Origin of the sequence: Variovorax atrisoli 110B (assembly GCF_000382045.1) — a bacterium.
Taxonomy (GTDB): domain Bacteria; phylum Pseudomonadota; class Gammaproteobacteria; order Burkholderiales; family Burkholderiaceae_C; genus Variovorax; species Variovorax atrisoli.
Genome location: NZ_KB907459.1, coordinates 173,022 through 198,928, shown reverse-complemented (window position 1 = coordinate 198,928; position 25,907 = coordinate 173,022). Strand labels below are relative to the sequence as shown.

Annotated in this window: 25 protein-coding genes; 4 read left to right on the top strand and 21 right to left on the bottom strand. The window is 70.0% G+C overall.

The features are described from left to right. The 17 genes from G369_RS0125510 to G369_RS0125430 form a co-directional block, all read right to left on the bottom strand. Entirely contained in the window at positions 1-864 is an 864-nt protein-coding gene (locus G369_RS0125510) for an isocitrate lyase/PEP mutase family protein (RefSeq protein ID WP_019656887.1), read from the bottom strand. Next, the gene (locus G369_RS0125505; RefSeq protein ID WP_019656886.1) at positions 861-2,270 is read right to left on the bottom strand and encodes an FAD-dependent oxidoreductase; all 1,410 of its coding nucleotides are present in this window, start codon (positions 2,268-2,270) and stop codon (positions 861-863) included. Before G369_RS0125505 ends, G369_RS0125510 begins: the two co-directional genes overlap by 4 nt. Next, positions 2,267-2,881, bottom strand: a complete 615-nt coding sequence (locus tag G369_RS0125500) for a cysteine hydrolase family protein (protein ID WP_019656885.1) — start codon at positions 2,879-2,881, stop codon at positions 2,267-2,269. The genes G369_RS0125505 and G369_RS0125500 overlap by 4 nt, the downstream gene beginning before the upstream one ends. Next, a complete protein-coding gene (locus G369_RS0125495; protein WP_019656884.1) occupies positions 2,878-4,932 on the bottom strand; it encodes a hydantoinase/oxoprolinase family protein in 2,055 nt (684 codons plus the stop codon). Before G369_RS0125495 ends, G369_RS0125500 begins: the two co-directional genes overlap by 4 nt. Continuing rightward, positions 4,929-6,626, bottom strand: coding sequence for a hydantoinase B/oxoprolinase family protein (locus G369_RS0125490; protein WP_019656883.1), 1,698 nt, complete (start codon positions 6,624-6,626; stop codon positions 4,929-4,931). The genes G369_RS0125495 and G369_RS0125490 overlap by 4 nt, the downstream gene beginning before the upstream one ends. Continuing rightward, positions 6,619-7,140, bottom strand: a complete 522-nt coding sequence (locus G369_RS0125485; RefSeq protein ID WP_019656882.1) for a LeuD/DmdB family oxidoreductase small subunit — start codon at positions 7,138-7,140, stop codon at positions 6,619-6,621. The genes G369_RS0125490 and G369_RS0125485 overlap by 8 nt, the downstream gene beginning before the upstream one ends. 55 nt (positions 7,141-7,195) lie before the next feature. Then, the gene (locus G369_RS0125480; protein WP_019656881.1) at positions 7,196-8,512 is read right to left on the bottom strand and encodes a 3-isopropylmalate dehydratase large subunit; all 1,317 of its coding nucleotides are present in this window, start codon (positions 8,510-8,512) and stop codon (positions 7,196-7,198) included. After that, positions 8,509-9,465 (bottom strand): tripartite tricarboxylate transporter substrate binding protein, encoded by a 957-nt coding sequence (locus G369_RS0125475; RefSeq protein WP_026346619.1) that lies wholly within the window; start codon positions 9,463-9,465, stop codon positions 8,509-8,511. The genes G369_RS0125480 and G369_RS0125475 overlap by 4 nt, the downstream gene beginning before the upstream one ends. Before the next feature lie 39 nt (positions 9,466-9,504). Continuing rightward, positions 9,505-10,215, bottom strand: a complete 711-nt coding sequence (locus tag G369_RS0125470) for an ABC transporter ATP-binding protein (RefSeq protein WP_019656879.1) — start codon at positions 10,213-10,215, stop codon at positions 9,505-9,507. Continuing rightward, positions 10,212-10,973, bottom strand: a complete 762-nt coding sequence (locus tag G369_RS0125465) for an ABC transporter ATP-binding protein (RefSeq protein WP_019656878.1) — start codon at positions 10,971-10,973, stop codon at positions 10,212-10,214. The genes G369_RS0125470 and G369_RS0125465 overlap by 4 nt, the downstream gene beginning before the upstream one ends. Continuing rightward, positions 10,966-11,946, bottom strand: coding sequence for a branched-chain amino acid ABC transporter permease (locus G369_RS0125460; protein ID WP_020723258.1), 981 nt, complete (start codon positions 11,944-11,946; stop codon positions 10,966-10,968). The genes G369_RS0125465 and G369_RS0125460 overlap by 8 nt, the downstream gene beginning before the upstream one ends. Before the next feature lie 8 nt (positions 11,947-11,954). After that, positions 11,955-12,827: a branched-chain amino acid ABC transporter permease gene (locus tag G369_RS0125455; protein ID WP_019656876.1), complete on the bottom strand. Its 873-nt coding sequence runs from the start codon at positions 12,825-12,827 to the stop codon at positions 11,955-11,957. Positions 12,828-12,954: 127 nt separating this feature from the next. Then, entirely contained in the window at positions 12,955-14,157 is a 1,203-nt protein-coding gene (locus G369_RS0125450) for an ABC transporter substrate-binding protein (RefSeq protein ID WP_019656875.1), read from the bottom strand. 19 nt (positions 14,158-14,176) lie between these two features. After that, positions 14,177-14,956: a GntR family transcriptional regulator gene (locus G369_RS0125445; protein ID WP_026346618.1), complete on the bottom strand. Its 780-nt coding sequence runs from the start codon at positions 14,954-14,956 to the stop codon at positions 14,177-14,179. Between the two features lie 109 nt (positions 14,957-15,065). Continuing rightward, positions 15,066-15,914, bottom strand: coding sequence for a fumarylacetoacetate hydrolase family protein (locus G369_RS0125440; protein WP_019656873.1), 849 nt, complete (start codon positions 15,912-15,914; stop codon positions 15,066-15,068). 57 nt (positions 15,915-15,971) lie between these two features. Then, on the bottom strand, positions 15,972-16,736 hold the full coding sequence (locus G369_RS0125435; RefSeq protein WP_019656872.1) for an SDR family NAD(P)-dependent oxidoreductase: 765 nt from the start codon (positions 16,734-16,736) through the stop codon (positions 15,972-15,974). Then, positions 16,733-17,467, bottom strand: coding sequence for an SDR family oxidoreductase (locus tag G369_RS0125430; protein WP_019656871.1), 735 nt, complete (start codon positions 17,465-17,467; stop codon positions 16,733-16,735). The genes G369_RS0125435 and G369_RS0125430 overlap by 4 nt, the downstream gene beginning before the upstream one ends. A 119-nt stretch (positions 17,468-17,586) precedes the next feature. Between G369_RS0125430 and G369_RS0125425 the strand changes: the two genes are divergently transcribed. The 4 genes from G369_RS0125425 to G369_RS0125410 are packed head-to-tail and all read left to right on the top strand — an operon-like array spanning position 17,587 to position 21,876. After that, the gene (locus tag G369_RS0125425) at positions 17,587-18,303 is read left to right on the top strand and encodes a FadR/GntR family transcriptional regulator (RefSeq protein ID WP_019656870.1); all 717 of its coding nucleotides are present in this window, start codon (positions 17,587-17,589) and stop codon (positions 18,301-18,303) included. Between the two features lie 19 nt (positions 18,304-18,322). Continuing rightward, positions 18,323-19,849 (top strand): UxaA family hydrolase, encoded by a 1,527-nt coding sequence (locus G369_RS0125420; RefSeq protein ID WP_019656869.1) that lies wholly within the window; start codon positions 18,323-18,325, stop codon positions 19,847-19,849. 32 nt (positions 19,850-19,881) lie between these two features. Beyond that, complete coding sequence (locus G369_RS0125415) at positions 19,882-20,814, top strand: SMP-30/gluconolactonase/LRE family protein (RefSeq protein ID WP_019656868.1); 933 nt, start codon at positions 19,882-19,884, stop codon at positions 20,812-20,814. Positions 20,815-20,817: 3 nt separating this feature from the next. Continuing rightward, positions 20,818-21,876, top strand: a complete 1,059-nt coding sequence (locus G369_RS0125410; protein WP_019656867.1) for a malate/lactate/ureidoglycolate dehydrogenase — start codon at positions 20,818-20,820, stop codon at positions 21,874-21,876. Positions 21,877-21,885: 9 nt separating this feature from the next. On the opposite strand, the gene G369_RS0125405 is transcribed toward G369_RS0125410, so the two are convergent. The 4 genes from G369_RS0125405 to G369_RS0125390 form a co-directional block, all read right to left on the bottom strand. After that, positions 21,886-22,785, bottom strand: a complete 900-nt coding sequence (locus G369_RS0125405; protein ID WP_019656866.1) for a DMT family transporter — start codon at positions 22,783-22,785, stop codon at positions 21,886-21,888. Positions 22,786-22,970: 185 nt separating this feature from the next. Beyond that, complete coding sequence (gene slmA / locus G369_RS0125400; protein WP_019656865.1) at positions 22,971-23,624, bottom strand: nucleoid occlusion factor SlmA; 654 nt, start codon at positions 23,622-23,624, stop codon at positions 22,971-22,973. 68 nt (positions 23,625-23,692) lie between these two features. Continuing rightward, the gene (argB, locus tag G369_RS0125395) at positions 23,693-24,586 is read right to left on the bottom strand and encodes an acetylglutamate kinase (protein WP_019656864.1); all 894 of its coding nucleotides are present in this window, start codon (positions 24,584-24,586) and stop codon (positions 23,693-23,695) included. A gap of 184 nt (positions 24,587-24,770) precedes the next feature. Continuing rightward, on the bottom strand, positions 24,771-25,868 hold the full coding sequence (locus G369_RS0125390) for an MraY family glycosyltransferase (RefSeq protein ID WP_019656863.1): 1,098 nt from the start codon (positions 25,866-25,868) through the stop codon (positions 24,771-24,773). Positions 25,869-25,907: the final 39 nt, after the last annotated feature.

Genomic DNA, 25,907 nt, shown 5'->3' with positions numbered 1-25,907 from the left:
CTACTCGTACTTGCGGCCCTCGCGCATCAGCTGCGGCGTGCCGATCACTTCGTTGAGCGCGTCGAAGTCCAGCATCTGCGCCCGCCAGGGCTGCGTGGTGCGGTGCCGGTGCAGGCTGGCGTAGTAGCCCTGCAGCGTGTGCACCACCGCGCGCGCCGTGCCGCCGGGGAAGATGGCGATGCGAAAGCCGTGCCGCTGCAGCGCATCGGCGTCCTGGATCGGCGTCTTGCCGCCCTCGACCATGTTGGCCAGCAGCGGCACGCGATGCGCGAAGCGGCTGCAGGCGGCATCCATCTGCTCGGGCGAGCGCAGCGCCTCGATGAACAGGGCGTCCACGCCGCACTCGAGGTATGCCTCGGCGCGGTCGAGCGCGGCCTCCAGGCCCTCGACCGCCACCGCGTCGGTGCGCGCGAGGATCAGGGTGTCGCTGGAAGCGCGCGCGTCCAGCGCTGCCTTGAGCTTGCCGACCATCTCGCGCTCGGGCACCACAGCCTTGCCGTCGAGGTGCCCGCAGCGCTTGGGAAAGGTCTGGTCCTCGATCTGCACCATCGCCGCGCCCGCGCGCTCGAAGCCGCGCACGGTGCGCTGCGTGTTCAGCGCGTTGCCGAAGCCGGTGTCCGCATCGACGATCACCGGCAGGTCCACCCGCTCGGTGATGCGTGCCAGCGTGTCGGCCACTTCGGTGAAGGTGGTCAGGCCGATGTCGGAGCGGCCCAGCCGGGTGTAGGCGATGGACGCGCCCGACAGGTAGAGCGCCTCGAAGCCGGCCTGCTCGGCCACCAGCGCGCTCAGCGCGTCGTACACGCCGGGCGCCAGCACGATGTCGCGGCTGGCGAGGCGGGTCTTGAAGTCGTGTGTCGTCATGCGGACGGCTCCTTGTGTCCAACGAGTGAGGCGGCTGTGCGCGCCGCGATGTAGCCGCCGGCGACGGCGCTCAGCAGGCCGTTGCCGGAGAGATAGCCCCACACCGCGTCGCCCGACACGCCGCCGGCAGCGCCGCCCGCGGCCAGCAGGTTGGGAAGCGGCGTGCCGTCCTGGCGCAGCACGCGCATGTCGGGCGCGGTGTCGAGGCCGCCCTGGGTGTGGAAGAGCGCGCCGGTCACCTTCACGGCGAAGTACGGCGCTTCGAGACCGCGCGCGAACACGCGGCCGTCGGGTGCGGCACCGGCGCGCATTGCGTCGAGCGTGGCCTGCAGCACGGGGGCTTCGCAGCCGATGCACCCGGCCAGCGCGGCCACCGAGTCGCAGCGGCGCAGCGCTCCGGCGGCCTCGGCCTCGCAGAAATCGGGGAAGCCGCGCGCCAGGGCGAGCAACGGCGTGTCGAACACGTTCCAGGCGATGCCGCCCGGCTGCGCGAGCACGTGCACCGCGGCTTCGGAATAGCCCTGGGTCTCGTCGTGGAAGCGGCGGCCTTCGCAGTTGAGCTGCACGCCGCCTTCCATCATCACGGCCCACGACATCAGCGCTCCCTGGGGCGTGACCCACGAGCCGTGGCCCTGGTAGCCGCCCAGGTCGCGCAGCCGTGCGCCCAGCGCCGTTCCCCAGAGGATCGCACTGCCGTCGTTGCCCACGTGCCCGCCGAAGGCGGCCTCGCCCATCTCGGGCAGCAGCGTGCGAACCATCTGCGCGTTGCCGCCGAAGCCGTTGCATGCCAGCAGCAGCGCGTCGCAGCCCAGCGTCTCGCGCCGGCCGTCGGGGCGCAGGTAGTCCACGCCGACCACCCGGTCCTGCGCATCGAGCACCAGCGTGTCGACCACGGCCTGCGTCAGCACGGGGATGCCCGCCGCCTCGACCGCGGCGAGCAGCGCCGCCATGAGCGCGGCGCCGGTCTTCTGCGGCAGCGCATGCATGCGATGCACGCCGTGGCCCGGGTAGAGAAAGCCGTCGAGCAGGATCCATTCGAGGCCGTGCCGCGCCTGAAGCGCGTCGAGTGCGGGGCCGATGGCACCGGCGTACGCCTCGACCAGCGCAGGCGCCGCGCGGCCGTGCGCCTTGGCCTGGATGTCGGCCGCGAAGCGCCCGGCGCTGTCGCCGGCCACGCCATGTTCGCGCTGCGTGCGCGTGCCGGGAGCTGGAATGAAGCCCGACGAGAGCGCGGTCGACCCGCTCGGCAGCGCGTCGCGCTCCAGCACCACGCAGTCCACGCCCGCGTCGGCCAGCATCAGCGCCGCAGTGAGCCCGCAGGCCCCGCCGCCGACGATGGCGACCGGCACATGCACCTCGGCCTCCACCTGCGCGGCACGCCGGAGCGTTCTTTCGGGACCGCTCATGCCAGCGACGCGATGAAGGGCGCGCAGTCCGTCACTTCGGCCACGTTGCGCATGTCGGCCAGCGAGGTGTTGTGGCGCTCCTCGCCGAATGCCGCGCAACCGTCGCCGAGCACCAGGGTGCGGTAGTCGCGCATGTGCGCATCGCGCACCGTGCTGGCCACGCCGCCGTTGGTGACGATGCCGCACACGGCCACGGTGTCGATGCCCGCGCGGCGCAGCACCCAGTCAAGCTGGGTGTTGAAGAAGGCAGAGTACGCCACCTTGCTCACGGTGACGTCGACCAGGCCGGCCAGCGCATCGACGTTGGCCTGGCCCCAGCTGCCGGGCGCGAAGTCGCCCCTGGCCAGGTACGGGCGCAGCGCCTTCAGGTGCGGCGAGATCATCGGCTCGCCCTTCGCGTCGGGCCACAGGGTGAACTGGCTCGCCACGACCAGTCCGCCGCCCGCCTTCAGCGCGCGCGCAACGGCGGCCACGCGCTCCGGCAGCAGCAGCGCGGGCGGATTGGCGTCGCCCCCGCGCGCGTAGGCGCCATTCGGGTGGAGAAAGTCGTTCTGCAGGTCGACGACGACCAGCGCCGTCTTCGCCTGAAGGATCTTCGCGCCGGCGCTCATGACGGCCTCACCAGCAGGTTGCCGTGTGCATCGACCTCGGCATGGAAGCCGGGCTCCAGCCACACGGTGGTGTCGGCCTGCTCGAGGATGGCCGGCCCGTCGATGCGTGCGGCCACCGGCAGTTCGAGCCGCGCGTAGCGCAGCGCGTCGTGCCACCGGCCCTGGTGGAACACGCGCTGCGTGCCCAGCGGCACGGTGCTGCCCTCCCCTTCGGGCGCCAGCACCTTCAGGTCGAACTTGGGTCGCACGCCGATGCGCGCATAGCGCAGGTTCATCACGCGGATCGCGATGCCGTCGAGCACGCGGCCGAAGGCTGCGGTGTAGGCGGCCTCGAAGGCCGAGCGAATCGACTCCGCCGTGAGCGGCGCCTGGCCCGCATCGGCCAGCACCACCGGCAGCGTGTGGGTCTGGCCGGCGTAGAGCATGTCGAGCGCGACCACCTCGCGCACCTCGTCGAAGCGCACGCCCGACGAATCGAGCCGCTGCTGGCAGCTGGCGGCCAGCTCGTCGATGCGGTGCCGAAGGTCGACCACGTCGAGATCGGCCAGCGCCTTGTTGATGGTCTGCACCGCGTCGTGGCGCATGTCGGCGATCACGCAGCCCAGCGCCGAAGTCACGCCCGGGTAGCGCGGCACGATGCCGGTGGCCACGCCCACCTCGCGCATCATCGCGCACACGTGCAGCGCGCCGCCGCCGCCGAAGGGCATGTACGCGAAGCGGCGCGGATCGTGCCCGCGCTCGATCGACACCAGGCGGATCGCGCCGGCCATGCGCGCATTGGCCACGGTGAGGATGGCTTCGGCGGCCGCATGCACGTCGAGGCCCAGCGGACGCGCGACGTGTTCCTCGATGGCCTGGCGCGACTTCTGCGCGTCCAGCGCCGCCAGCAGGCCGCCGCCCAGCGGGCGGTCCGCCGCGATGCGCCCGAGCAGCACGTTCGCATCGGTCACCGTCGGGCGCGTGTTGCCGCGACCGTAGCAGGCCGGCCCCGGCACGCTGCCCGCCGACTCGGGGCCGACCTGCAGCATGCCGCTCGCGTCCACCGACGCGATGGAGCCGCCGCCGGCACCGATGGTCTCGATCTGGATCATCGGCGAGCGGATCACCATGCCGAACTCGATGGCGGTCTGCGCGGCCAGCGCGGCCTCGCCGTTGGCCACCAGAGACACGTCGAAGGACGTGCCCCCCATGTCCCCGGTGATCGCATTCGGGAAACCGGCAGCGCGCGCGATGGCCGCGCAGGCGATGACGCCGGCCGCCGGCCCCGACAGCGCGGTGCGCACCGGCAGGTCGCTCGCGGTCTGGCGCGACATCACGCCGCCGTTGCTCTGCACCACCAGCAGTTCGCCGCCGAAGCCCTGCGCGCGCAGGTCGCCCTCGAGGCGGCCGAGGTAGCTGCCCACCACCGGCTGCAGCGCGGCATTGAGCGTGGCGGTCGAGCAGCGCTCGAACTCGCGGATCTCGGGCAGCACCTCGCTGGCCGAGGTGACGTGCGGGTTGGGCCACAGCTCGCGCACGGCCGCCACGGCGAGGCGCTCGTTCTCGGCATTGGCGTAGGTGTTGATGAAGAACACGCACACGGCCTCGCAGCCGGCCTCCAGCAGCGCGCGTGCCTCGGCACGCACCTGCTGCAGGTCGACGGGGGTGTGCAGCGTGCCGTCGGCCAGCGTGCGCTCGTCCACCTCGCGGCGCAGGTCGCGCGGCACGACGGGCAGGAAGCTTCCGCGCAGGCCCCAGGTCCGGGGCCGGTCGCGGCGGCGCATCTCGAGCACGTCGCGGAAGCCCCGCGTGGTGATGATGCCGGTGCGCGCCACCTTGCGCTCGAGCAGCGCGTTGGTGCCCACCGTGGTGCCGTGCACGATGGTGGCGATGGCGGCGGCCGAATCCGCCACGCGCGCGACGCCGTTCATGAAGCCGCGCGCCTCCTCGCCGCGCGTGGAAGGCACCTTGACGATGCGCGCGCTGCCGTTGGCTTCGTCGAGCACGAAAAGGTCGGTGAAGGTGCCGCCGACGTCGACGCCGACGACGAGGGAATTGCCAGGAGAGGTCATTCGGGTGCTTTCTTCGTCTTGTCGCTGCTCACATAGCCCATGGCCGCGTCGGCCTCGCGCTGCGCGGGGGTGCGCTCGGCCGCAGGGCCCCAGCCGCCGCCGCCGGGGGTTTCGAGGCGCACGCGCTCGCCGCGCGCCAGCGCGATGCCGCGCATCTTCGACACCATGGGGGGCGTGTGCCATTGGCCGGCGTTCTCGTAGCGGAACACGTTGAGCGCGCCCGCGCCTCCGCCGGCGATGCCCTTGGGCGGCGAGGTGCCGCGCTCGCCGAAGACGAACACCTCGGCGTCCTTCTCGAGCAGCTCGATCTCGTACACGGCGCCCAGTCCGCCGCGATGCCGGCCGTCGCCGCCGGAGTCGGGGCGAAGCGACCATTCGGTGAAGCGCACCGGGTAGGCGGCCTCGAGGATCTCCAGCGGCGGGATCGTCGCGGTCGAGATGGGCGCGTTGCCGTGCGCGAGCCCGTCGCCGTCGGAATGGCCGCCGTGCCCGCCGCCGAAGAAGCTGAACATCACCCAGCGCTGGCCTTCGCGGCCCTTGTCGCTGCGGTGGCCCGCGATCGACAGCGCGTTGATGGTGCCGTAGGCCTGCGCCACGGCGCGCGTGGGGTCGGCCTGCGCGGCGGCGCTGAAGATCACGTCGATCATGCGCAGGATGGTCTCGGTGTAGCCGCCCACCGGGCGCGGTCGCTCGGCGCTGATCACCAGCCGCCCGGGAATGACGAAGTCCACCGCGTCGAGCACGCCGGCATTGGCCGGCACGTCGGGGAACAGATGCTTGAGCGCCACGTAGCAGGCGGCCACCGCGGTGGCGCGCGAGATGTTCACCGGGCCCGCGCACTGCGCCGAGGTGCGGGAGAAGTCCAGCGTGAGCCGGTCGCCCGCCACCGTCATGTCGAGCGCGATGGTCAGCGGCTCGTTGACGATGCCGTCGTTGTCCAGCACGTCCTCGACGCTGTAGCGGCCGTCTGGCAACGAGGCGATGTGCGAGCGCATCAGGCGCAGTGCGCGGCCGCGCAATTCGCCCAGCGCACTCAGCACCAGCTCGTCGCCGTATTCGTCGAGCAGGCCATCCAGGCGCTTCGCGCCCAGCTCCAGTGCCGCGAGCTGGCCGTTCAGGTCGCCCCACAGGCTGTCGGGCAGGCGCGTGTTGGCCTGCAGGATGGCCAGCACGTCGGCGTCGAGCACGCCGTCGCGCACGATGCGCACCGGCGGAATCTGCACCGCCTCCTGCCAGCACTCGGTGGCCGCCGGGTTGTAGTTGCCCGGCACCGCGCCGCCCACGTCATGCCAGTGTGCGGCGGAGGCCATGTGGCAGTAGAGCCTGCCGTTGCGGAAGAAGGGCTTCACCAGCTTGAAGTCGTTGGCGTGCGTGCCGCCGTCGTAGGCGTCGTTGCTGATCCAGATGTCGCCGTCCCTCATGCCGCCGCGCGGCTCGGCCGCCTTCACCGTGGCGCGCACGGCGAAGGCCATGGCTCCCACGAAGACGGGCAGGCCCGACTTGCCCTGCACCAGCGTGTCGCCGGTGGCGGCGTCGTACAGGCCGTGGCAGGCGTCGTGCGCCTCGGCAATGATGGGATTGAACGCACTGCGGTAGAGCGTGGCGTCCATCTCGTCGGCCACCTGCTCGAGGCGGCCGCGCAGCACGGCGAGCGTGACGGGATCGATGGTTGTGGTGGAGGAGGTATCAGGCATCGGGAGCTTTCTTCGAGGCGGGGCGGCCAGCGCGCAGGCGCAGCTGGTTCAGCAGTCCGCCGGCGCGGACCATGTCCATGAGGAATCCGGGCACCGGCTCGCAGGCCAGGGGCCTGCCGTCCGGTCCGACGACCCCGGGCACCGTGGCGTCGAGGGCGATCCGGTCGCCCTCGCCCAGGGTCTCGGCCTGCGCGCAGGTCAGCAGCAGCAGGCCCACGTTGAAGGCGTTGCGGAAATACAGGCCGCTGTACGACGGCGCGATCACCGCCCTCACGCCCAGGTGGACGAGCACCGCGGCGGCCTGCTCCCGCGACGAGCCGATGCCGAAGTTGGGGCCGGCCACGATCACGTCGCCGCGCTGCACGCCGGCGGCGAAATCGGGGCGGACCGCCTCGAGGCAGTGCCTGGCGATGATGTCGATGCCGTGCTTCATGGCATGGCCCGGCGCGAGCAGGTCGGTGTCGATGTCGGCACCGAGCCGCCAGACGCGGTGCGTGGCGTGCGTGACGCTCATGCTGCGACCTCCGCGCTTCGCACCGCGGTACTCGACCCAGGAACAGCCCGGCGGCTCATGCCAGCACCTCGCGCGGGTCGGTCACGCGGCCGCGCAGCGCCGCGGCCGCCACGGTGTAGGGGGACCCCAGGTAGACCTGCGCGCTGGGCGAACCCATGCGGCCCTTGAAGTTGCGCGCCGTGGTCGAGATGACGGTGATGTCGTCGCCCATCGGGTCGCCGTAGCCCGAGCAGGCCCCGCACGCGGTCGGGAAGAGCTCCGCGCCCGCGTCCGTCAGCGCCTGCAGCACGCCCTCGGCGCGGGCGCGCTCCTGGTCGCGGATGCTGGCGGGCGCGACGATGAGCCGGACGCCCGCAGCCACCCTGTGCCCGCGCAGTACCCGTGCCGCGGCGCGCAGGTCGTCGAGCTTGGCGCCGGTGCACGCGCCGATGTAGGCCACGTCCACCGGCGTGCCGGCGTAGTGGCTCACCCCGCGCGAGTTGGCGGGGCTGTGCGGCGCGGCCACGTGCGGCTCGAGCGCGGCCGCATCGAAGCCGTGGCGCGTGAGTTCGGCACCGTCGTCGGTGAACCAAGCCCCCGTGTCGGCCGACGGTGCGCCGGCCTCGGCGAGGAAGGACGCTGTGGTGGCGTCCGGCGCGATCAGGCCGGCCTGCGCGCCAAGCTCCGCGCTCATGTTCGACAGCGTCATGCGCTCCTGCATCGACAGCGCTGCCACCGCGGGCCCGGCGAACTCCACCGCCTGGTAGCGCCCGCCGTTCATGCCGAAGCGGCCGATCATGTGCAGCATCATGTCCTTGGCGGTGACGCCTGCGGGCAGCGCGCCGTCCCACCACATCTGGATGGTCTCGGGCACGCGCAGCCAGATCTCGCCGGTGACCACCACGCCGAGCATCTCGGTGCTGCCCACGCCGAACATGTAGGCGCCGAAGGCACCGCCAGTGGGCGAGTGCGAGTCGCCGCCCACGCACAGCATGCCGGGGCGGATGTGCCCGTGCTGCGGCACGACCACGTGGCAGATGCCCTGGCTGTCGTAGACATGCGGCAGTGCCTGCTCGCGCGCCCACTCGCGCGCGATGCGCACGATGCGGCGCGAGTCGTCGTCGCGCTCGGGCACGTAGTGGTCCATCACCAGGACGATGCGCGAGGGGTCCCAGAGGCGCGCGCCCAGTTCCTCGAGCATGGGCTTGAGCCGGCGCGGACCCGACGAGTCGTGGAACATGGCCAGGTCGACGCCGCAGGTCACGATCTCGCCCACCGCCACGTGCTCGCGGCCGCTGGCACGCGCGATGAGCTTCTGCGCGAGCGTCTGGGGCCGGGCTGGAGCGGCTACGGGTGCGGCCACGGTTGCGCGGGTTGCTGCGGGGGTGTTCATTCGGGCTTGGCTCCGGAGAACTTCACGACCTTGGCCCAGCGCGGAATCTCGCTCTGCACGAAGGCTGCGAACTGCTCGGGCGAGTTGCCGACCGGGATGGCGCCCTCGGTGTCCAGCCGCCTGAGCATGTCGGGCTGCTGCAGCGCACGGCGAGCCGCATCGCTGAGCTTGCGCGACACGTCCGCCGGCAGGCGCGCCGGACCGAACAGGCCGAACCATGCGCTCGATTCATAGCCCGGCAGGGCCTCGGCGATGGCCGGCACCTCTGGGAACGCAGGCAGGCGCGTGGCGGTGGTGACGCCCAGCGCCTTGAGCTTGCCGGCCTGGATGTGCGCCTTGACGTTGCCCACCGCCGCGAACATCAGCTGCACCTGGCCGGCCAGCAGATCCTGCACCGCAGGTGCCGTGCCCTTGTACGGGATGTTCACGATGTCCACGCCCGACTGCATCTTGAAGGCCTCGCCCGCCATGTGCAGCGACGAGCCCACCGCGCCGATCGCGAAATTGAGCTGGCCCGGCCGGGCCTTGGCGAGCGCGATGAGTTCCTTCACGTCCTTCGCCGGCACCGACGGGCTCGCCACCAGGATCGACGGCGAGGTCGCCACGCAGGTGAGCGCGGTGAAGTCCTTCACCGGGTCGAAGGGCAGCGAGGGGTACAGCGTGGCGTTGATGGCATGGCTGGTGAAGCTCATCAGCAGCGTGTTGCCGTCAGGTGCGGCCTTGGCGACGGCATCGGCGGCGATGTTGCCGCCTGCGCCGGGCTTGTTCTCGACGATCACGGTGCGGCCCAGCGCAGGGCCCATGCTGACGGCGAGCGAGCGGGCCAGCGTGTCGGTCGAGCCGCCCGCCGGCGCGCCGACGAGGATGCGCACCGGCGCATTGCCGAGCTGCGCCCGGGCAGCGGCGGCGAAGGCCAGGGCGGCAGGTGCGATGAGGATGTCGCGGCGATGGATCATGGGGGGTCCTTGTTGTCTCTTTGTTCTTCGGGGGCTTCAGAGGCCCAGGTACGCGCGCCGCAGTTCGTCGCTGTCCAGCAGCTCATCGGGCTTGCCCGAGAAGCGCACGCTGCCGTTCTCCAGCACGTAGGCGCGGTCGGCGATCTCCAGCGACTGGCCCACGTTCTGTTCCACCAGCAGCACTGCGAGGCCGCCGTCGCGCAGCTCGCGGATCAGGGTGAACATCTCCTCCACCAGCAGCGGCGAGAGGCCGAGCGAAGGCTCGTCGAGGATCAGCAGCACCGGCTCGGCCATGAGCCCGCGCGCGATGGCAAGCATCTGCTGCTCGCCGCCGCTCATGGTGCCGGCGTGCTGCGTCATGCGCTCGCGCAGCCGCGGGAAGATGTGGAACATCTTCTCGACGTTGGCCGCGCGCCGCTCGCGGGCGCGGGTGAAGGAGCCGAGCTCAAGGTTCTCGAGCACGCTGAGGTTGGGGAACACCTTGCGGCCCTCGGGCACCTGGATGAGGCCGGCCTTCACCACGTCGCGGTAGTGGGCCCCCGTGAGGTCCCGCCCGTCGAAGCGCACGCTGCCGGCCCAGGTGGGCACGAGGCCGCAGACCATCCTGTTGAGCGTCGACTTGCCTGCGCCGTTGCTGCCGAGCAGCGCGACCATCTCGCCGGCATCGACCTGCAGGTCGACGCCGCGCAGCACTTCCACGCGGCCGTAGCCGCCGCGCAGGCCCCGGATTTCGAGCAACGGGTTCATGCGCCCGCTCCCGCGGCAGCCTTGCGCAGGCGCGCCGCCGTGCCGTGGCCCAGGTAGGCCTCGACGACGCGCTCGTCGGAGGTCACCTGCGCCGGGTTGCCCTCGGCGATCAGCCGGCCCTGCGCCAGCACCCACACGTGCTCGGCCAGGTTCATGACGGCCTGCATGACGTGTTCGATCATCAGCACGGTCACGCCGCTGTCGGCGATGCCGCGCACCACCGGCAACATGTCGGCGATCTCCTGGGGGTTGAGGCCTGCGAGCACTTCGTCGAGCAGCAGCAGGCGGGGCCGCGTGGCGAGCGCGCGGGCGAGTTCGAGCCGCTTGCGGCCGGCGACGGTGAGATCGGAGGCCGGCTTGTCGAGCTGCGGCGCCAGGCCCACGCGCAGCGCCACGGCCTCGGCGCTGGCCAGCGCCTGGGCGCGGTCGCGCAGGTGCAGGTGCGCGCCCACGGCGATGTTCTCGCGCACGGTCTGCGCGGCGAAGGGCTTCACGATCTGGAAGGTGCGGGTCATGCCGAGCACGGCGTTGCGGTGCGGCTCGCGGCCGGTGATGTCCTGGCCGGCGAAGCGCACGGTGCCGGCGTCGGGCCGCAGGAAGCCCGACATCAGCGCGAACAGCGTCGTCTTGCCCGCGCCGTTGGGGCCGATCAGCGCGGTGAGGCTGCCCTCCCTCACCGACAGGCTCACGCCCTGCACGGCCTTCAGGCCGCCGAAGGAGCGCGAGATGCCGTCGAGCTGCAGCAGGGGCTCAGTCATCGCGGCCTCCCTTCTTCTTCCACAGCTGCCGCACCGACAGCCCCAGGCCCGCCACGCCGCGTGGCAGGAAGATCACGATGAGCACGAGCACCGTCCCGTAGATGACCATGTTGATGCCCGGCAGCTCGCCGAACAGGTTGCGCGTGAGGTCCGACAGCAGGTGCAGCACCGCCGCGCCCAGCACCGGCCCCCACAGCGTGCCCATGCCGCCCACGATGGCCGCGACCAGCGCCTCCACCGAGGTGACCGGGCCGTAGGCGATGCCCGCATCGATGTACTGGAACACCTGCACATAGAAGGCGCCTGCCGCGCCCATGAAGGCCGCCGACAGGCCGATGGCCGCGAGCTTGACGCGGAATGGGTTCACGCCCACGGCGCGCGCGGCATCCTCGTTGTCGCGCACGGCCTGCAGGTAAGCGCCGAAGCGGCCGTTGCGCAGCCACCAGGTCACCAGCAGCGCCACGACCACCATCGCCAGCACCACCCACAGGTAGCCCGCGCGCGAGGCGAACTGCATGTTCGCGACCGACTCGCGCAGCGGCACCATCAGGCCCACGCCGCCGCCGGTGAACGGCACCGAGGTCGCGAGGATGCGGAACACCTCCGCGAAGGCCAGCGTGACAAGTGCGAAGTACGAGCCCTTCAGCCCGTAGCGAAAGGTCAGCGCGCCGACGAACAGGCCCACCAGCGCGCTGCCGGCAATGGCCAGCGGCAGCGCGACCCACGCGTTGATGCCGCCCTGCAGCTGCGCGATGGCCTGGATGTAGGCGCCCGTGCCGAAGAACAGCGCATGCCCGAACGAGAACTGCCCGCCGAAGCCGCCGAGGATGTTCCAGGCCTGCGCGATGAGCGTGGCATAGAGCGCCATCATCACGAAGTTGAGCATCACGCCCGACTGCGTGACCAGCGGCACGCAGCCGACCGCCACCGCGAAGAGCGCGATGCCCGCGAGCTGCCGGCGTCCCGGGTTCATGCCCGCGCTCATGCCTTGGCTCCGAACATGCCCTGCGGGCGGAACAGCACGACGCCGATGAAGATCGCGAAGATCCCGATCTGCCCGAGCGACTCGCCCAGGTAGAGCCCGCCGAGCGACTCGACCACGCCGATCAGGAAGCCGCCGACGAGCGCCCCCACGAAGCTGCCCATGCCGCCCAGCACCACGATGGTGAAGGCCACCAGCACGAAGCCGCTGCCGACCTGCGGGTTGACGTAGTACGCGGGCAGCAGGAAGCAGGCCGCGGCCCCGAGGCATGCGAGGCCGATGCCGAAGCTCATGGCGTACACGTGGTCGACGTCGATGCCCATGAGCTTGGCGCCCTCCTTCTCCTTGGCCACCGCGCGGATGGCGCGGCCCAGGTCGGTGCGGCCCATGATCCAGAACAGGATGCCCGACACCGCCAGCGCGCCGGCGAAGGCGACCAGCTTGGGCACGGCGATCATCGCGGGGCCGATGGCCACGGTGCTCAGCGAATAGGCGGTGTCGATGCTGCGCGTGTCCGACTTGAAGAACAGCAGCGCCAGGTTCTCCATGACGATGGCGATGCCGAGCGTGGCCAGCAGGATGTTCTCGTCCTTGCCATGGCCCGCACGGTTGATGACCACGCGCTGCAGCGCATAGCCGAGCGCGAACATCCCCGCGACGGCGATGGGCAGCGCCAGATAGGGATCGATGCCCCAGCGCTCCTTCAGGAAGTACACCGCGTAGAGCGCCAGCATCAGGCTCGCGCCATGCGCGAAGTTGATGATGTGCAGCACGCCGTAGATCAGCGTGAGCCCGACCGCGATCAGCGCGTACACGGCGCCGGTCGTGAGTCCGTTCAGGACCGACGGGAAGAGGATGGTGATGTCTGGCATTGGCTGTCGGGGGCTTGGCCGCTTTCCTGGCTGTGCGTCTTGCGTGGGCGTGCCGCTCCACCGGACTCCGTGCGTGCCCGGAATCCGTCGAAGCGCTTCATGGGTGGTGCCTCGTGTCGGCCCGGCTTCAGGCCTTCAGCGGGAAGACCGGGTCGGTCTCGCGGTAGTCGCGCGGGATGATGACCTTGATGTCGTTCTTCACCACCTGCGTCATGAGCGGCTGCGCGCCTTCGTTCTGGCCGTTGACGAACCGCGTGGGGCCGTACGGCATGATGTGGTTGGAGAAGGTGCTCTTCTCCAGCGCGTCGATGATGGCCGCGCGCTCGGCGGACTTCGCGCGCTCGATGGCATCGGCCAGCAGCCACATCGAGGTGTAGGTCATGAACACCTCGTAGCTGAAGAACTGGCCCTTGGCCTCCACGCGCTTGCGCAGCTCCTGCGAGCGCTTGTCCTTCGGGTTGAACCAGTGGTTGCAGTCGATGATGCCGTTGGCTGCGTCCGGAAATTCCTTCACGAACTTGTAGCTCGACGCCGCGCCGCCCAGCACCGAGAAGATCGCCTTGGGCACCACCTTCTGCTGCTGCATGGTGCGCACCAGCAGCGCGTATTCGTTGTAGTAATTGGCGGGAATCACGATGTCGGGGTTGACCGACTTCATGCGCAGCACGATGTTGTTGAAGTCGCGCGTGGGGTTGGCGTGCTTCACCACCTCCTTCACCTCGAAGCCGTAGCCCGGCAGCTCGCGCGAGAGCAGCTGCGCGGTGCCCGCGCCGAACAGCGACTCCTCGTGGATGATCATCACCGTCTTGGCGGGGCTGCCCGCGGCCTTGTTGAGCACCAGCAGGTTGGCCATGGCTACCTCGGTCGACTTCTTGTAGCCGGGTCCGAAGCGGAAGGTGTTCTTCAGCCCGCGCTCGACGATCTGGTCGGCCACGCCCACGTCGACCACATGCGGCAGGTTGTACTTGGCCGCGGCCTGCGTGGTGGCCAGGCAGATGGCGGAAGCGAAGGCGCCCACGATGGCCGACACGCCGGCCTCGTTCATCTTCTCGACCTCGGCCGCGCCGGCCTGCGGCTGCGACTGCGCGTCGCCCAGCAGGGCCTCGAGCTTCGCGCCGCCGAGCGACCTGATGCCGCCCGCCGCGTTGATGTCCTCGATGGCCATGAGCGCGCCCAGGCGGCACTGCTGGCCCGAATAGGCCAGCGCGCCGGTGACCGGGTGCAGCACGCCCACCTTGATGGTCTTGGGCTGCGCGCCGGCCACGAGGGGGAAGGCGACGGCGGTGGCCAGCGCGGCCGAGCGGGACACGAAACTGCGGCGGTTCTGCATGGGGCTTTCCTTTTTCTCTTCAGTTGAACTGGGCTGACACGTCCTTGCTGACCCACACCTTCGCGTCGATGCTGCCCACGCGGGAGAGCTGCATCTCGTAGGTGTAGCGGTCGGGGCGGTAGAAGCCGTGCAGCCACTGCACGGGCCGCTCGTCCTCGTCGTAGATCAGGCGGCGCACCGCGAGCAGGGCCGAGCCGACGGAGACATCGAGGTGCTGCGCGAGCACGTTGTCGGCCAGCCGGGCGGAAATGGTCTGGTGGGCGCGCCCCACCTTCACGCCCGATTCCTCCAGCAGCACCAGGATGGGCTTCTTCGACAGCTCGCGCCGGCCGAAGCGGCGCGCGATGGTGTCGGGCACGTAGGTCGTGATGTGCGAGAGCGGCCCCTCCTTGGTGGAGCGCACGCGCACGGCCTTCTGCACCGCATCGCCGAGCTGGAGCTGCAGCGCCTCGGCCACCTGCGTGGATGCCGTGATGGTGGCCACCTCGATCACCTTGACCGAGGTGTGCAGGCCCATGGTGACGAGGTTCTCGAGCAGGCCGCGCAGGTTGGCGCGCTCCATGCTTCTGGTGCCGGGGCCTTCGCCGCCGGCCGGCGGCACCGCGCGCGTGCGGCGCCCGGGATTGCGTTCGATGAGTCCTTCGGAAGCCAGCTGCTCCAGTGCGCGGCGCACGGTGACGCGCGCCACGTTGAACTGCCCCATCAGCGCCAGCTCACCAGGCAGGCCTTCCGCAAAGCGGCCTTCGTGCAGCTGCTCACGCAGCACCAGATAGATCTGGTGGTATTTCGGCAAAGGCATCTGCGACATGCCGTTGATGGTTTTGCAGTTTCAATGTTCTGTCAATGGGACATTTGAAGCCGCAAAAAAAGGCGCCGGAGGCGCCTTCCTTGAAACGGGTGGCAGGAGCTCAGAGCTTGAACGGAACCACTTCCTGGCGCTGGTCGCCCAGGCCCTCGATTCCCAGCGTCATCACATCGCCCTTCTTCAGGAAGAGCGGCGGCTTCATGCCCATGCCCACGCCCGGGGGCGTGCCGGTGGTGATGACGTCGCCCGGCATCAGCGTCATGAACTGGCTGACGTAGCTCACGATCTTGGCCACGCTGAAGATCATGGTCTTGGTGTTGCCGGTCTGCACGCGCTTGCCGTTCAGGTCGAGCCACATCGAGAGCTTCTGCGGGTTGGGCACGTCGTCGCGCGTCACCAGCCACGGTCCGATGGGGCCGAAGGTGTCGCAGCCCTTGCCCTTGTCCCAGGTGCCGCCGCGCTCGATCTGGTATTCGCGCTCGCTGATGTCGTTGATGGTGCAGTAGCCGGCCACGTAGTCGAGCGCGCTCTTCTGCGGCACGTAGCGCGCACGCGTGCCGATGACCACGCCGAGCTCGACCTCCCAGTCGGTCTTGACCGAGCCCTTGGGCAGCATCACCGGATCGTTCGGGCCCTGGATGCAGCTGTTGGCCTTGGTGAACACCACCGGCTCCTTGGGCACCGGCAGGCCCGACTCGGCCGCGTGATCCGCGTAGTTGAGGCCGATGGCGATGAACTTGCCCACGTTCGCCACCGGGCAGCCGAAGCGCGGCTTGCCCTTGACCAGCGGCAGCTTGTCGATCTTCTGCTTGCGCAGCTTGGCGAGCGCGGCGTCGCCGAGCTGCTCGGGGCCGATGTCCTTGACGAGGGCGCTCAGGTCGCGCAGCTGGCCGTTGTCATCGATGAGGCCGGGCTTTTCCTTGCCGGGGTTGCCGTAGCGGACGAGTTTCATGTTTTCCTTTCAGTGCGTTGGAATTCGGAAGTGTGTGGGATGAGCGGGCCCGGCCGGTCAGTATGTCGAGCGGCCGCCGGACAGGTCGAACACGGCGCCGGTGGAGAACGAGCAGTCCTCGGTGCAGAGCCAGCCGACCATCGCGGCCACCTCCTCCACAGTGCCGAAGCGGCCCATGGGAATCTTCGAGAGCATGAAGGCGATGTGCTGCGGCGTCATCTGGTCGAAGATGGCGGTCTTCACCGCCGCGGGCGTCACGCAGTTCACGCGGATGCCGGTGTCGGCCAGCTCCTTGCCGAGCGACTTGGTCAGGCCGATGACGGCCGCCTTGCTCGCGCTGTAGGCACTGGCGTTGGGGTTGCCGTCCTTGCCGGCCACCGAGGCGATGTTGACGATGCGGCCGTGGCCGCCGCTGCCGTCGCTGCCCTGCCTGCGCATCTGCGCGACCACCTCGCGGCAGCAGAGGAACACGCCGTTGACGTTGACTTCCATCACCTGGCGCCAGTCGTCGACGGGGTAGTCCCACAGCTTCGTGTTGGGCCCGGTGATGCCGGCGCTGTTGACGAGCGCGTCGATGCGCGGCGCATGCGACAGCGTGGCGGCCACGGCCTGGGCGACCGAGGCATGCTGCGACACGTCGACCTTCAGCGCGAAGGCCTTGTCGCCGAGCGATTCGGCGGCCTTGGTGGCTGCGTCTTCGTCGCGGTCCCACAGCGTGACGCTGCCGCCCGAGGCGACGAGCCGCTGCGCAATGCCGAAGCCCAGTCCCGTGGCACCGCCGGTGACGACCGCGTGGCGCCCGCGGAAGTCGAGCTGGTTCATATCGTGATGCCGCCGTCGACCGTGAAGTACTGGCCGGTGGCGAACACCGATTCGTCGCTCGCGAGGAACACGACCACCGGCGCGATCTCCTCGGCCTGTGCGAGCCGGCCCATGGGCTGGCGCGCGATGAAAGCGCGGCGCGCGGCGTCGGGGTCGGCGTTGGCGTTGATGCGCTCGCCCAGCGAGGGCGTGTCGACCGTGCCGGGGCACACCGCATTGCAGCGGATGCCGCGCGCCACGTAGTCGGCCGCCACGCTCTTGGTGAGGCCCAGCACGGCAGCCTTGGTCGTGCCGTAGACGAAGCGGTTGGGCAGCCCCTTCATGCTGGAGCACACGCTGGCCATGTTGATGATGCTGCCGCGCCCCGCCGCCAGCATGCCGGGCAGCACGGCCTGGATGGTCCACATCTGGGCGCGTACGTTGAGGTTGAAGGCGAAGAGCAGTTCGTCGTCGGTCGCCTGCTCGATGGTGCCGTTGTGGACCACGCCGGCGCAGTTGAAGAGGACGTCCAGCGGCGGCAGCTTGGCCGCCAGCGCGCCGATGGCGGCCTTGTCGAGCACGTCGAGCTTCAGCGCGGTGACGTTGGGCACGCCCGCGTAGCGCTCCAGCAGCTTCTCGTTGACGTCGGTGGCCCAGACCTGTGCGCCCTCGGCGGCCATGGCGAGCACGCTGGCATGGCCGATGCCCTGGCCGGCGGCAGTGACCAGCGCGGTCTTTCCCTTCAATCTCATGGAGCTCTCCTCGGGTTTGGCCCGATGATGGTCCGGGCAATGTGGCGTATTCTGAATTGGCCTTACCACTTGGCCAATTCAGGACAACCCCTAACCCTCCCGCCTGCCTTTCCGTTTCCGTGCCGATCCAGACCCTCGAACCCCAGCGCCTCTACCGCCAGATCGCCGAACAGCTGCGCGAGCTCATCGGCAAGGGCGAATTCGCTGTGGGCGCGCGCATTCCCGCCGAGCGCGACCTGGCCCGGCAGCTGGGCGTGAGCCGGCCATCGGTGCGCGAGGCGCTGATCGCGCTGGAGGTGGAAGGCTGGGTCGAGGTGCGCACCGGCTCTGGCGTGTACGTGCTCGACCGCTCGCAGCGCACGCCGCCGCCGGCCAACGGCGCGGCCGGCATCGAATGGGGGCCGCTGGAGATCATCCGCGCGCGCCGCATGGTGGAAGGCGAGACCGCCGCCACCGCGGCCCAGCACGGCAAGCGCAAGGACGTGGACGCCATGCGCCGCGCGATCCGCATGATGCGCGAGCTGGCAGCGAACGGCGAGGTGCCGCACGAGGGCGACCGCGCCTTCCACCTGGCCATCGTCAACGCCTGCGACAACGTGGTGCTGACCGAGACGGTCCAGGGTTTCTGGGAGTCGCGGCACGGGCCGATCTTCGCCCGCATGATCGACTACTTCGAGACCATGGAGTCGTGGCAGGTGGCCATCGGCGAGCACGAGCTGATCCTCGACGCCATCGCCGCGCGCGACCCGGCCGCCGCTCGCAGCGCCATGCACGAACACATGGACAAGTTCCACCAGCGCTTCAGCGCGAGCTGGCGCCGCACCAAGGCTTCCTGAACCGAGGAAGAACACCACGATGACTCCCTACATCCGACTCCACCCCGCCGACGACGTCGTCATCGCGCGCTCGCAGCTGCTCGGCGGTGCCACCGTCGAAGGCGTGGCCGTGCGCGGGCTGATCCCGCCGGGCCACAAGATCGCGATGCGCGACATCGCGCAGGGCGAGCCGGTGCGCCGCTACAACCAGATCATCGGCTTCGCAAGCCGCCCCATCGCCGCCGGCGAGCACGTGCACACGCAGAACCTCGACATGGGCCCCGACAAGGGTGACTTCGAACGCGACTACGCCTTCGGCGCCGACGTGAAGCCCGCGCCCGCGAAGCGCGAAGCCACCTTCATGGGCATCCGGCGCGCCGACGGCCGCGTGGCCACGCGCAACTACATCGGCGTGCTGACCAGCGTGAACTGCTCGGCCACCGCCGCGCGCGCCATCGCCGACCACTTCTCGCGCAAGACCAACCCGCGGGCACTGGCGGCCTTCCCCAACGTGGACGGCGTGATCGCGCTCACGCACGGCACCGGCTGCGGCATGGACACGCAGGGCCTGGGCATGCAGATCCTGGAGCGCACGCTCACGGGCTATGCCACGCATGCGAACTTCGCGGGCGTGCTGGTGGTGGGCCTGGGCTGCGAGGCCAACCAGATCAACGCCTGGCTCGCGACCGGCCACCTGGCCGAGGGCGAGAACTTCCGCACCTTCAACATCCAGGACACGGGCGGCACGCGCAAGACGGTCGAGAAGGGCGTGGCGCTCATCAACGAGATGCTGCCGCGCGCCAACGCCGTGAAGCGCGAGCCCTGCAGCGCGGCGCACATCACGATCGGGCTGCAGTGCGGCGGCTCGGACGGCTACTCGGGCATCAGCGCCAACCCGGCGCTGGGCGCGGCGGTCGACCTGCTGGTGGCGCACGGCGGAACGGCCATCCTCAGCGAGACGCCCGAGGTGTACGGCGCCGAGCACCTGCTCACGCGCCGCGCGGTGAAGCGCGAGGTCGGCCAGAAGCTGGTGGACCGCATCAAGTGGTGGGAGCACTACACCGCCGTCAACGAAGGCGAGATGAACAACAACCCCTCGCCGGGCAACAAGGCAGGCGGACTCACCACCATCCTCGAGAAATCGCTGGGCGCGGTCGCCAAGGGCGGCACCAGCAACCTCGAGGCGGTGTACGAATACGCGGAGCCCGTCACCGCGCACGGCTTCGTCTACATGGACACGCCCGGCTACGACCCGGTGAGCGCCACCGGACAGGTGGCCGGCGGCGCCAACCTGATCTGCTTCACCACCGGGCGCGGCTCGGCCTACGGCTGCGCGCCCTCGCCTTCGCTCAAGCTGGCGACCAACTCGGCGCTGTGGCAGCGGCAGGAGGAGGACATGGACATCAACTGCGGCGAGATCGTCGACGGCACGGCGTCGATCCAGGAGATGGGCCGGCGCATCTTCGAGCTGGTGCTCGCGACCGCATCGGGCGCGCAGTCGAAGAGCGAGCAGCACGGCTACGGCCAGAACGAGTTCGTGCCGTGGCAGGTCGGTGCGGTGATGTGAACCGAGCGAACCCATCGACGACGAGGAACTCCATGGCGACTCTCCCCTTCGGCTTCCTGGAAGGCACAGGCTTCGAGCAACTGGACCCGCGCTTCAAGGGCTGCGTCCCGGGCCCCGAGCGCGTGCAGCGCCTGTGGACCGGCGCGCGCTGGTGCGAAGGCCCCGCGTGGTTCGCGGCGCACCGCACGCTGGTGTGGTCGGACATTCCGAACAACCGCATGCTGCGCTTCGACGAGGTCAACGGCACGGTGGGAACCTTCCGCGAGCCGTCGGACAACACCAACGGCAACACGGTCGACCGCCAGGGCCGGCTCGTGAGCTGCGAGCACCTCACGCGGCGCGTGACGCGCACCGAGCACGACGGCACGATCACCGTGCTGGCCTCGCACTGGAAGGGCAAGCGGCTGAACTCGCCCAACGACGTGGTGGTGCACTCGGACGGCGCCGTGTGGTTCACCGACCCGAGCTACGGCATCCTCTCCGACTACGAAGGCCTGAAGGCCGAGAGCGAGATCGGCGCGTGCCATGTCTACCGCATCGACCCGCAAAGCGGTGAGGTCGAGCTGATGGCCGACGACTTCGTCAAGCCCAACGGACTGGCCTTCTCGCCCGACGGGTCGCTGCTGTACATCGCCGATACGGGCGCGAGCCATGCGCCCGACGGCCCGCGGCACATCCGCAGGTTCAAGGTGGGCGCCGACGGCCGCAGCCTGGGCGGCGGCAAGGTGTTCGCCGAATGCACCAGCGGCCTCTTCGACGGCTTCCGCCTCGACACCGAAGGCCGCATCTGGACCAGCGCGCTCGACGGCGTGCACGCCTACCACCCCGACGGCACGCTGCTGGGCAAGATCCTGCTGCCCGAGCGCGTGGCCAACGTCTGCTTCGGCGGCCCCAAGCGCAACCGCCTCTTCATCTGCGCGACCACGTCGCTCTACGCCATCACGCTGAACGCGAAAGGAGCCTGATCCATGTCCCATACGCTCAAGGCCGACCACCTGCAGGCCACCGTCGCCCGCATCCTCGAAGCCGCGGGCAGCTCGCCCGCCGAGGCACAGCAGGTGGCGGCCAACCTGGTGCTGGCAAACCTGAGCGGGCACGACTCGCACGGCGTGGGCATGCTGCCGCGCTATGTCGACGCGGTGGCCGAAGGCGGCCTGAAGCCGAACGCCGCGGTGCGCGTGAACCTCGACATCGGCACGCTGATGGGCCTGGACGGCCAGCACGGCTACGGCCAGATCGTCGGCGTGCAGGCGATGGAGCTGGGCATCGCGCGGGCGAAGCAGCACGGCAGCTGCATCTTCACGCTGTCTCATGCGCACCACCTGGGGCGCATCGGGCACTTCGCGGAGATGGCGACGGCGCAGGGGCTGGTGTCGATGCATTTCGTCAACGTGCTCTCGCGGCCGGTGGTCGCGCCCTGGGGCGGCGGCGACGGGCGCTTCGGCACCAATCCGTGCTGCATCGGCATTCCGCTCGCGGGCGCGGAGCCCTTCGTGCTCGACTACGCGACCAGCCGCGTGGCGCAGGGAAAGATGCGCGTGGCGCACAACAAGGGCGAGCGCGTGCCCGACGGCTACCTCATCGACGAGAACGGCGCGCCGACCAACGACCCGGGCGTGGTGGTGGTGCCGCAGGGCAACGGCCTCTTCGGCGCGCTCATGACCTTCGGCGAGCACAAGGGCTACGGCATGGCGGTGGCCTGCGAGCTGCTCGGCGGCGCCCTCACCGGCGGCGGCACCTGGCATCGGCAGGCGGACACGGCACGCACGGTGCTCAACGGCATGCTCACGGTGCTGATCGATCCGGCGAAGCTGGGCACGCAGAAGTCCTTCGACGAGGAGGCCCGGGAGTTCGTCGGCTGGCTGCGGCAGAGCCCGCCCGGACAGGGCTTCGACGAAGTGCAGATCGCGGGCGAGCCGGAGCGCAAGGCGCGCGTGGCACGGCGCAAGGAGGGGATCTGGGTGGACGATGCGACGTGGGGAGAGATCGTCGCGGCGGGGGCGAAGGTGGGCGTGCAGGTCTCGTAGCCAGCCAGCCTACGGACGGGCGCTTCGCGCCTTCTGGCCGAGCACGAGCGCGATGCCGCCCAGGATCGCGATGGAAGCCACGGCCAGCCGCGGCGTGATCGCTTCCGACAGGAACAGCACGCCACCGAATGCGGCCAACAGCGGAACCGACAGTTGCACGGTGGCGGCGCGCATCGCGCCGAGGCGCCCCAGCACCGCGTACCAGACCGCATAGCCGAGCCCCGAGGTCAGCGCGCCGGAGGCGACGGCAAGCACGAGCCCCATCGCATCGGCATGCACATCGGCATGCGCCTCGACTGCGAACACCAGACTCAGCGCCAGTGCCAGCGGCAGGGCCCGCGTGAAGTTGCGCGCGGTCGCGGCCAGCGGATCGGCCACGCCCCTGCCCCGCAGCGAATACACGCCCCAGGCCACGCCTGCGGCGGCCATCAGCAGGGCGCCCAGCGGCGGCGGAGCGGCGATCCCCGGCGACACCAGGTAGACCAGCCCGCCGACCGCCATGGAAAAGCCGAACCATCCGGGCGCCCCGAAGCGCTCGCTGCCAGATCGCAGGCCCGCGCCGAACATCGTCAGCTGGACCGCGCCGAACAGGATCAGCGCTCCCGTACCCGCCGACAGGCTGAGGTAAGCAAAGGAAAAGAAGGCGACATAGCCGAACAGCATGACGGCCGCCAGCCAGTCCGCGCGGACCGGCGGAGCCGACGAAGCGGCCAGCTGCGCCCTGAGACGCACGAGAAGCCCCAGCATGAGCGCGCCCGCCAGGAGCCTGACGCTGCCGAAGCTCGCCGGGTCGATGCCCCTGCGTTGCAGCGCGAGCCGGCAAAGCAGCGAATTTGCGGCAAACGCCAGCATGGCGATCGCCGTCAGGAGGATGGTCCGCAGGCCGTCGCCGCGCGTCGCGTCAGGCATGAGCACGCACCCGCGAAGAGCGAGGCTCCATCGGACACAGGCAAGCTACCGCGCCATGGCTCATGCGACCTCCGTGGAGGCAACCGCGAACATCGGCCTGCCGCCAGGACTGGCGGCAAGGGCTGAACGATGCTACTGCGCCGGAGGCGCTCGATGCGAGCCTGCCGGCGGCCTGCGGGGTACCCCTATCGGACGATCAGCGCGATCGTCGCTTCCAGGTGCTCGGAAGGCGCGCGGCGGAAGCCCGAGCGCGCGAAGCGCTGCAGCTGCCCCACCACGAAGGCGGTGAGCGCCGCTGCGCGCACCTGCGCGTCGACGCTGGGCGTGGCCGAGCCGTCGGCCGCGGCGGCCCCGCGAAGCACCTGGCGCAGCGTGGATTCGATCTTGTCGAAGAACTGGTTCATGCGCTGCTGGAGGCGCTCGTTCTCGTAGACCAGCGCGTCGCCCACCATGACGCGGGTCATGCCGGGATTGCGCTCTGCGAACTGCACGAGCAGCGTGAGGATGCGGGCGGCCTGCTGGGCGCCGGTGGCGCCCTCGCGCTCGAGGATCTGGTTGACCAGCGTGAAGACGCTCTGCTCGATGAAGTCGATCAGGCCCTCGAACATCTGGGCCTTGCTCGCGAAATGGCGATAGAGCGCGGCCTCGCTCACTTCGAGCCGCGCGGCCAGCGCGGCAGTGGTGACCCGCTCGGCGCCCGGCTGCTCCAGCATGGAGGCGAGCGCCTGCAGGATCTGCACGCGCCGCTCGCCCGGCTTGGGGCGCTTGCGCGCCGGGGGAGTGGTCGTTTCCGCAGGAGTCTCTACGCCGGAAGCACTGGTCGTCTCTTCGTTCTGCATGGGAGCGCGTGCAAAGATGTAATCAATTGATTCTCGCACAGCGCAGTGAGCGCGCGCCCACGCCGGCCTCAACGGGCGCGGATCATCGTGCCGTAGGCCTGGTCGGTCAGGATCTCCAGCAGCATCGCGTGCGGCACGCGGCCGTCGATGATGTGCACCGCGTTCACGCCGCTCTTGGCCGCGTCGAGCGCACCTTCGATCTTCGGCAGCATGCCGCCGGAGATGGTGCCGTCGGCGAACAGGTCGTCGATCTCGCGGGCGCTGAGGTTGGTGAGCAGCTTGCCGTCCTTGTCGAGCACGCCGGGCGTGTTGGTCAGCAGCATGAGCTTCTCGGCCTTGAGCACGGTGGCCAGCTTGCCGGCGACGACGTCGGCGTTGATGTTGTAGCTCTCGTTCTCCTCGCCGAAGCCGATGGGGCTGACCACCGGGATGAAGGCGTCGTCCTGCAGCGCCTTGACCACGCTGGGGTCGATGGAGACGATGTCGCCGACCTGGCCGACGTCGTGGTGCACGTTGGGATCGTTGCGGTCGGCCATCTTGAGCTTCTGCGCGCGGATCAGGCCGCCGTCGCGACCGGTCAGGCCCACGGCCTTGCCGCCGGCCTGGTTGATCAAGCCCACGATGTCCTGCTGCACCTCGCCGGCCAGCACCCATTCGACGACTTCCATGGTCTCGGCGTCGGTCACGCGCATGCCCTGGATGAAGCTGCCCTTCTTGCCCAGGCGGTTGAGCGCCGCCTCGATCTGCGGGCCGCCGCCGTGCACCACCACCGGGTTCATGCCCACCAGCTTCAGCAGCACCACGTCTTCGGCGAAGTCGGCCTGCAGCGCCGGGTCGGTCATGGCGTTGCCGCCGTACTTGATGACGATGGTCTTGCCGTGGAACTTGCGGATGTACGGCAGCGCCTGGGCCAGGATCTCGGCCTTGTCGCGCGGGGGGATGTTGAGGACGGGGTCGGTCATGGGCGGTCAGGCTCCAAAGCGGTGGACGATCAGGTGAGGCTCAAATTCTCGCGCAATCCCGGTGACAGCCGACTGACTGCGCGGGCAACACCGGGGAGCCGGCCTTGCCGGGCCACCGGTGTTGCCCCCGGGCGAGGGGTTGGCGCGGCGACACGAAGTGCGCGAAGCCTGGGGGCGTGCCTGTTCACGGCCGCAGCCAGCGCGGGACCTTGAAGCGCACGATCATCAGGTACGCCCCCACGTAGGTGGTCACGAACAGCAGGCAGAAGAACATCAGCACGATGGTGTTGTTCCAGAACAGCACCGCCGGCACCACCGACAGGGCTGCGAACATCCACAGGTAGGGCGAGGTGCGGTTGTTGCGCGCCAGCAGCTGCCGGGCCTCGTCGTCCGCGAAGGCCACGCGCACGATGCGGCGGAAGATCAGCTGGTGGAAGTGCAGCGCGTCGGCCGTGCCGGGCGACTGCCCGCGCGCCAGCTTGCGGTAGATGGAGAACAGCGTCTCCCACACCGGGTAGATCAGCAGCAGCATCGGGAACCACGGCGACACCACGCGGTGGCGCTGCACCAGCGTCACGCAGGCCACGGCGATCACCATGCCCCAGACGTAGGCGCCGCCGTCGCCGGCGAAGATCTTGCCGCGCGGGTAGTTCCACACCAGGAAGCCGAAGGTGGCGCCGACCAGGCAGATCACCATGGCGGCCAGCTGCCGGTCGCCCACCTGCAGCGCCACGTGCGAGATCGCCAGGCAGACCAGCACCGCGACCGTGCCCGCGAGCCCGTTGTAGCCGTCGATGATGTTGAAGGCATGAGGCAGCCCGCCGATGGCCAGGGCCGCGAAGAGCACGGTGGCGTAAGGCACCATCGCCAGCCAGCCGTCGACCATCTCGAAGCCGGTGCGCGCCACGCCCAGCCCCAGCAGCCAGCAGACCAGCAGCGCCGAGCCGATGGTCAGCCCCAGCCGGTAACGCACCTTCACGCGCTGAGTGACGTCTTCAACGATGCCGCCCAGCACTGCCGGCAGGATGCACACCAGCGTGAGCATCGAGGTCGTGACCGGCCAGGAGACATTGAACGGATCGGTGCCGGTGATGCCTGCGGCCAGCCAGGCCGCCCCCATGCCCAGCAGGATGCCCGCACCACCCAGGCGAGGCACGTGGCCCTTGTGGAAGCGCTGGGGCATGTCGGCGCCGTAGAGGCGGGCATGCCGCCGTGCACGTCGCATGAACACCTGGACCGAGAAGGCGGCGACGAAGAAACTGATGACGATCAGAGCAATCATGTGTGGGGTTTGGGGAACCCTAGAATTCCCGGGCGAAAT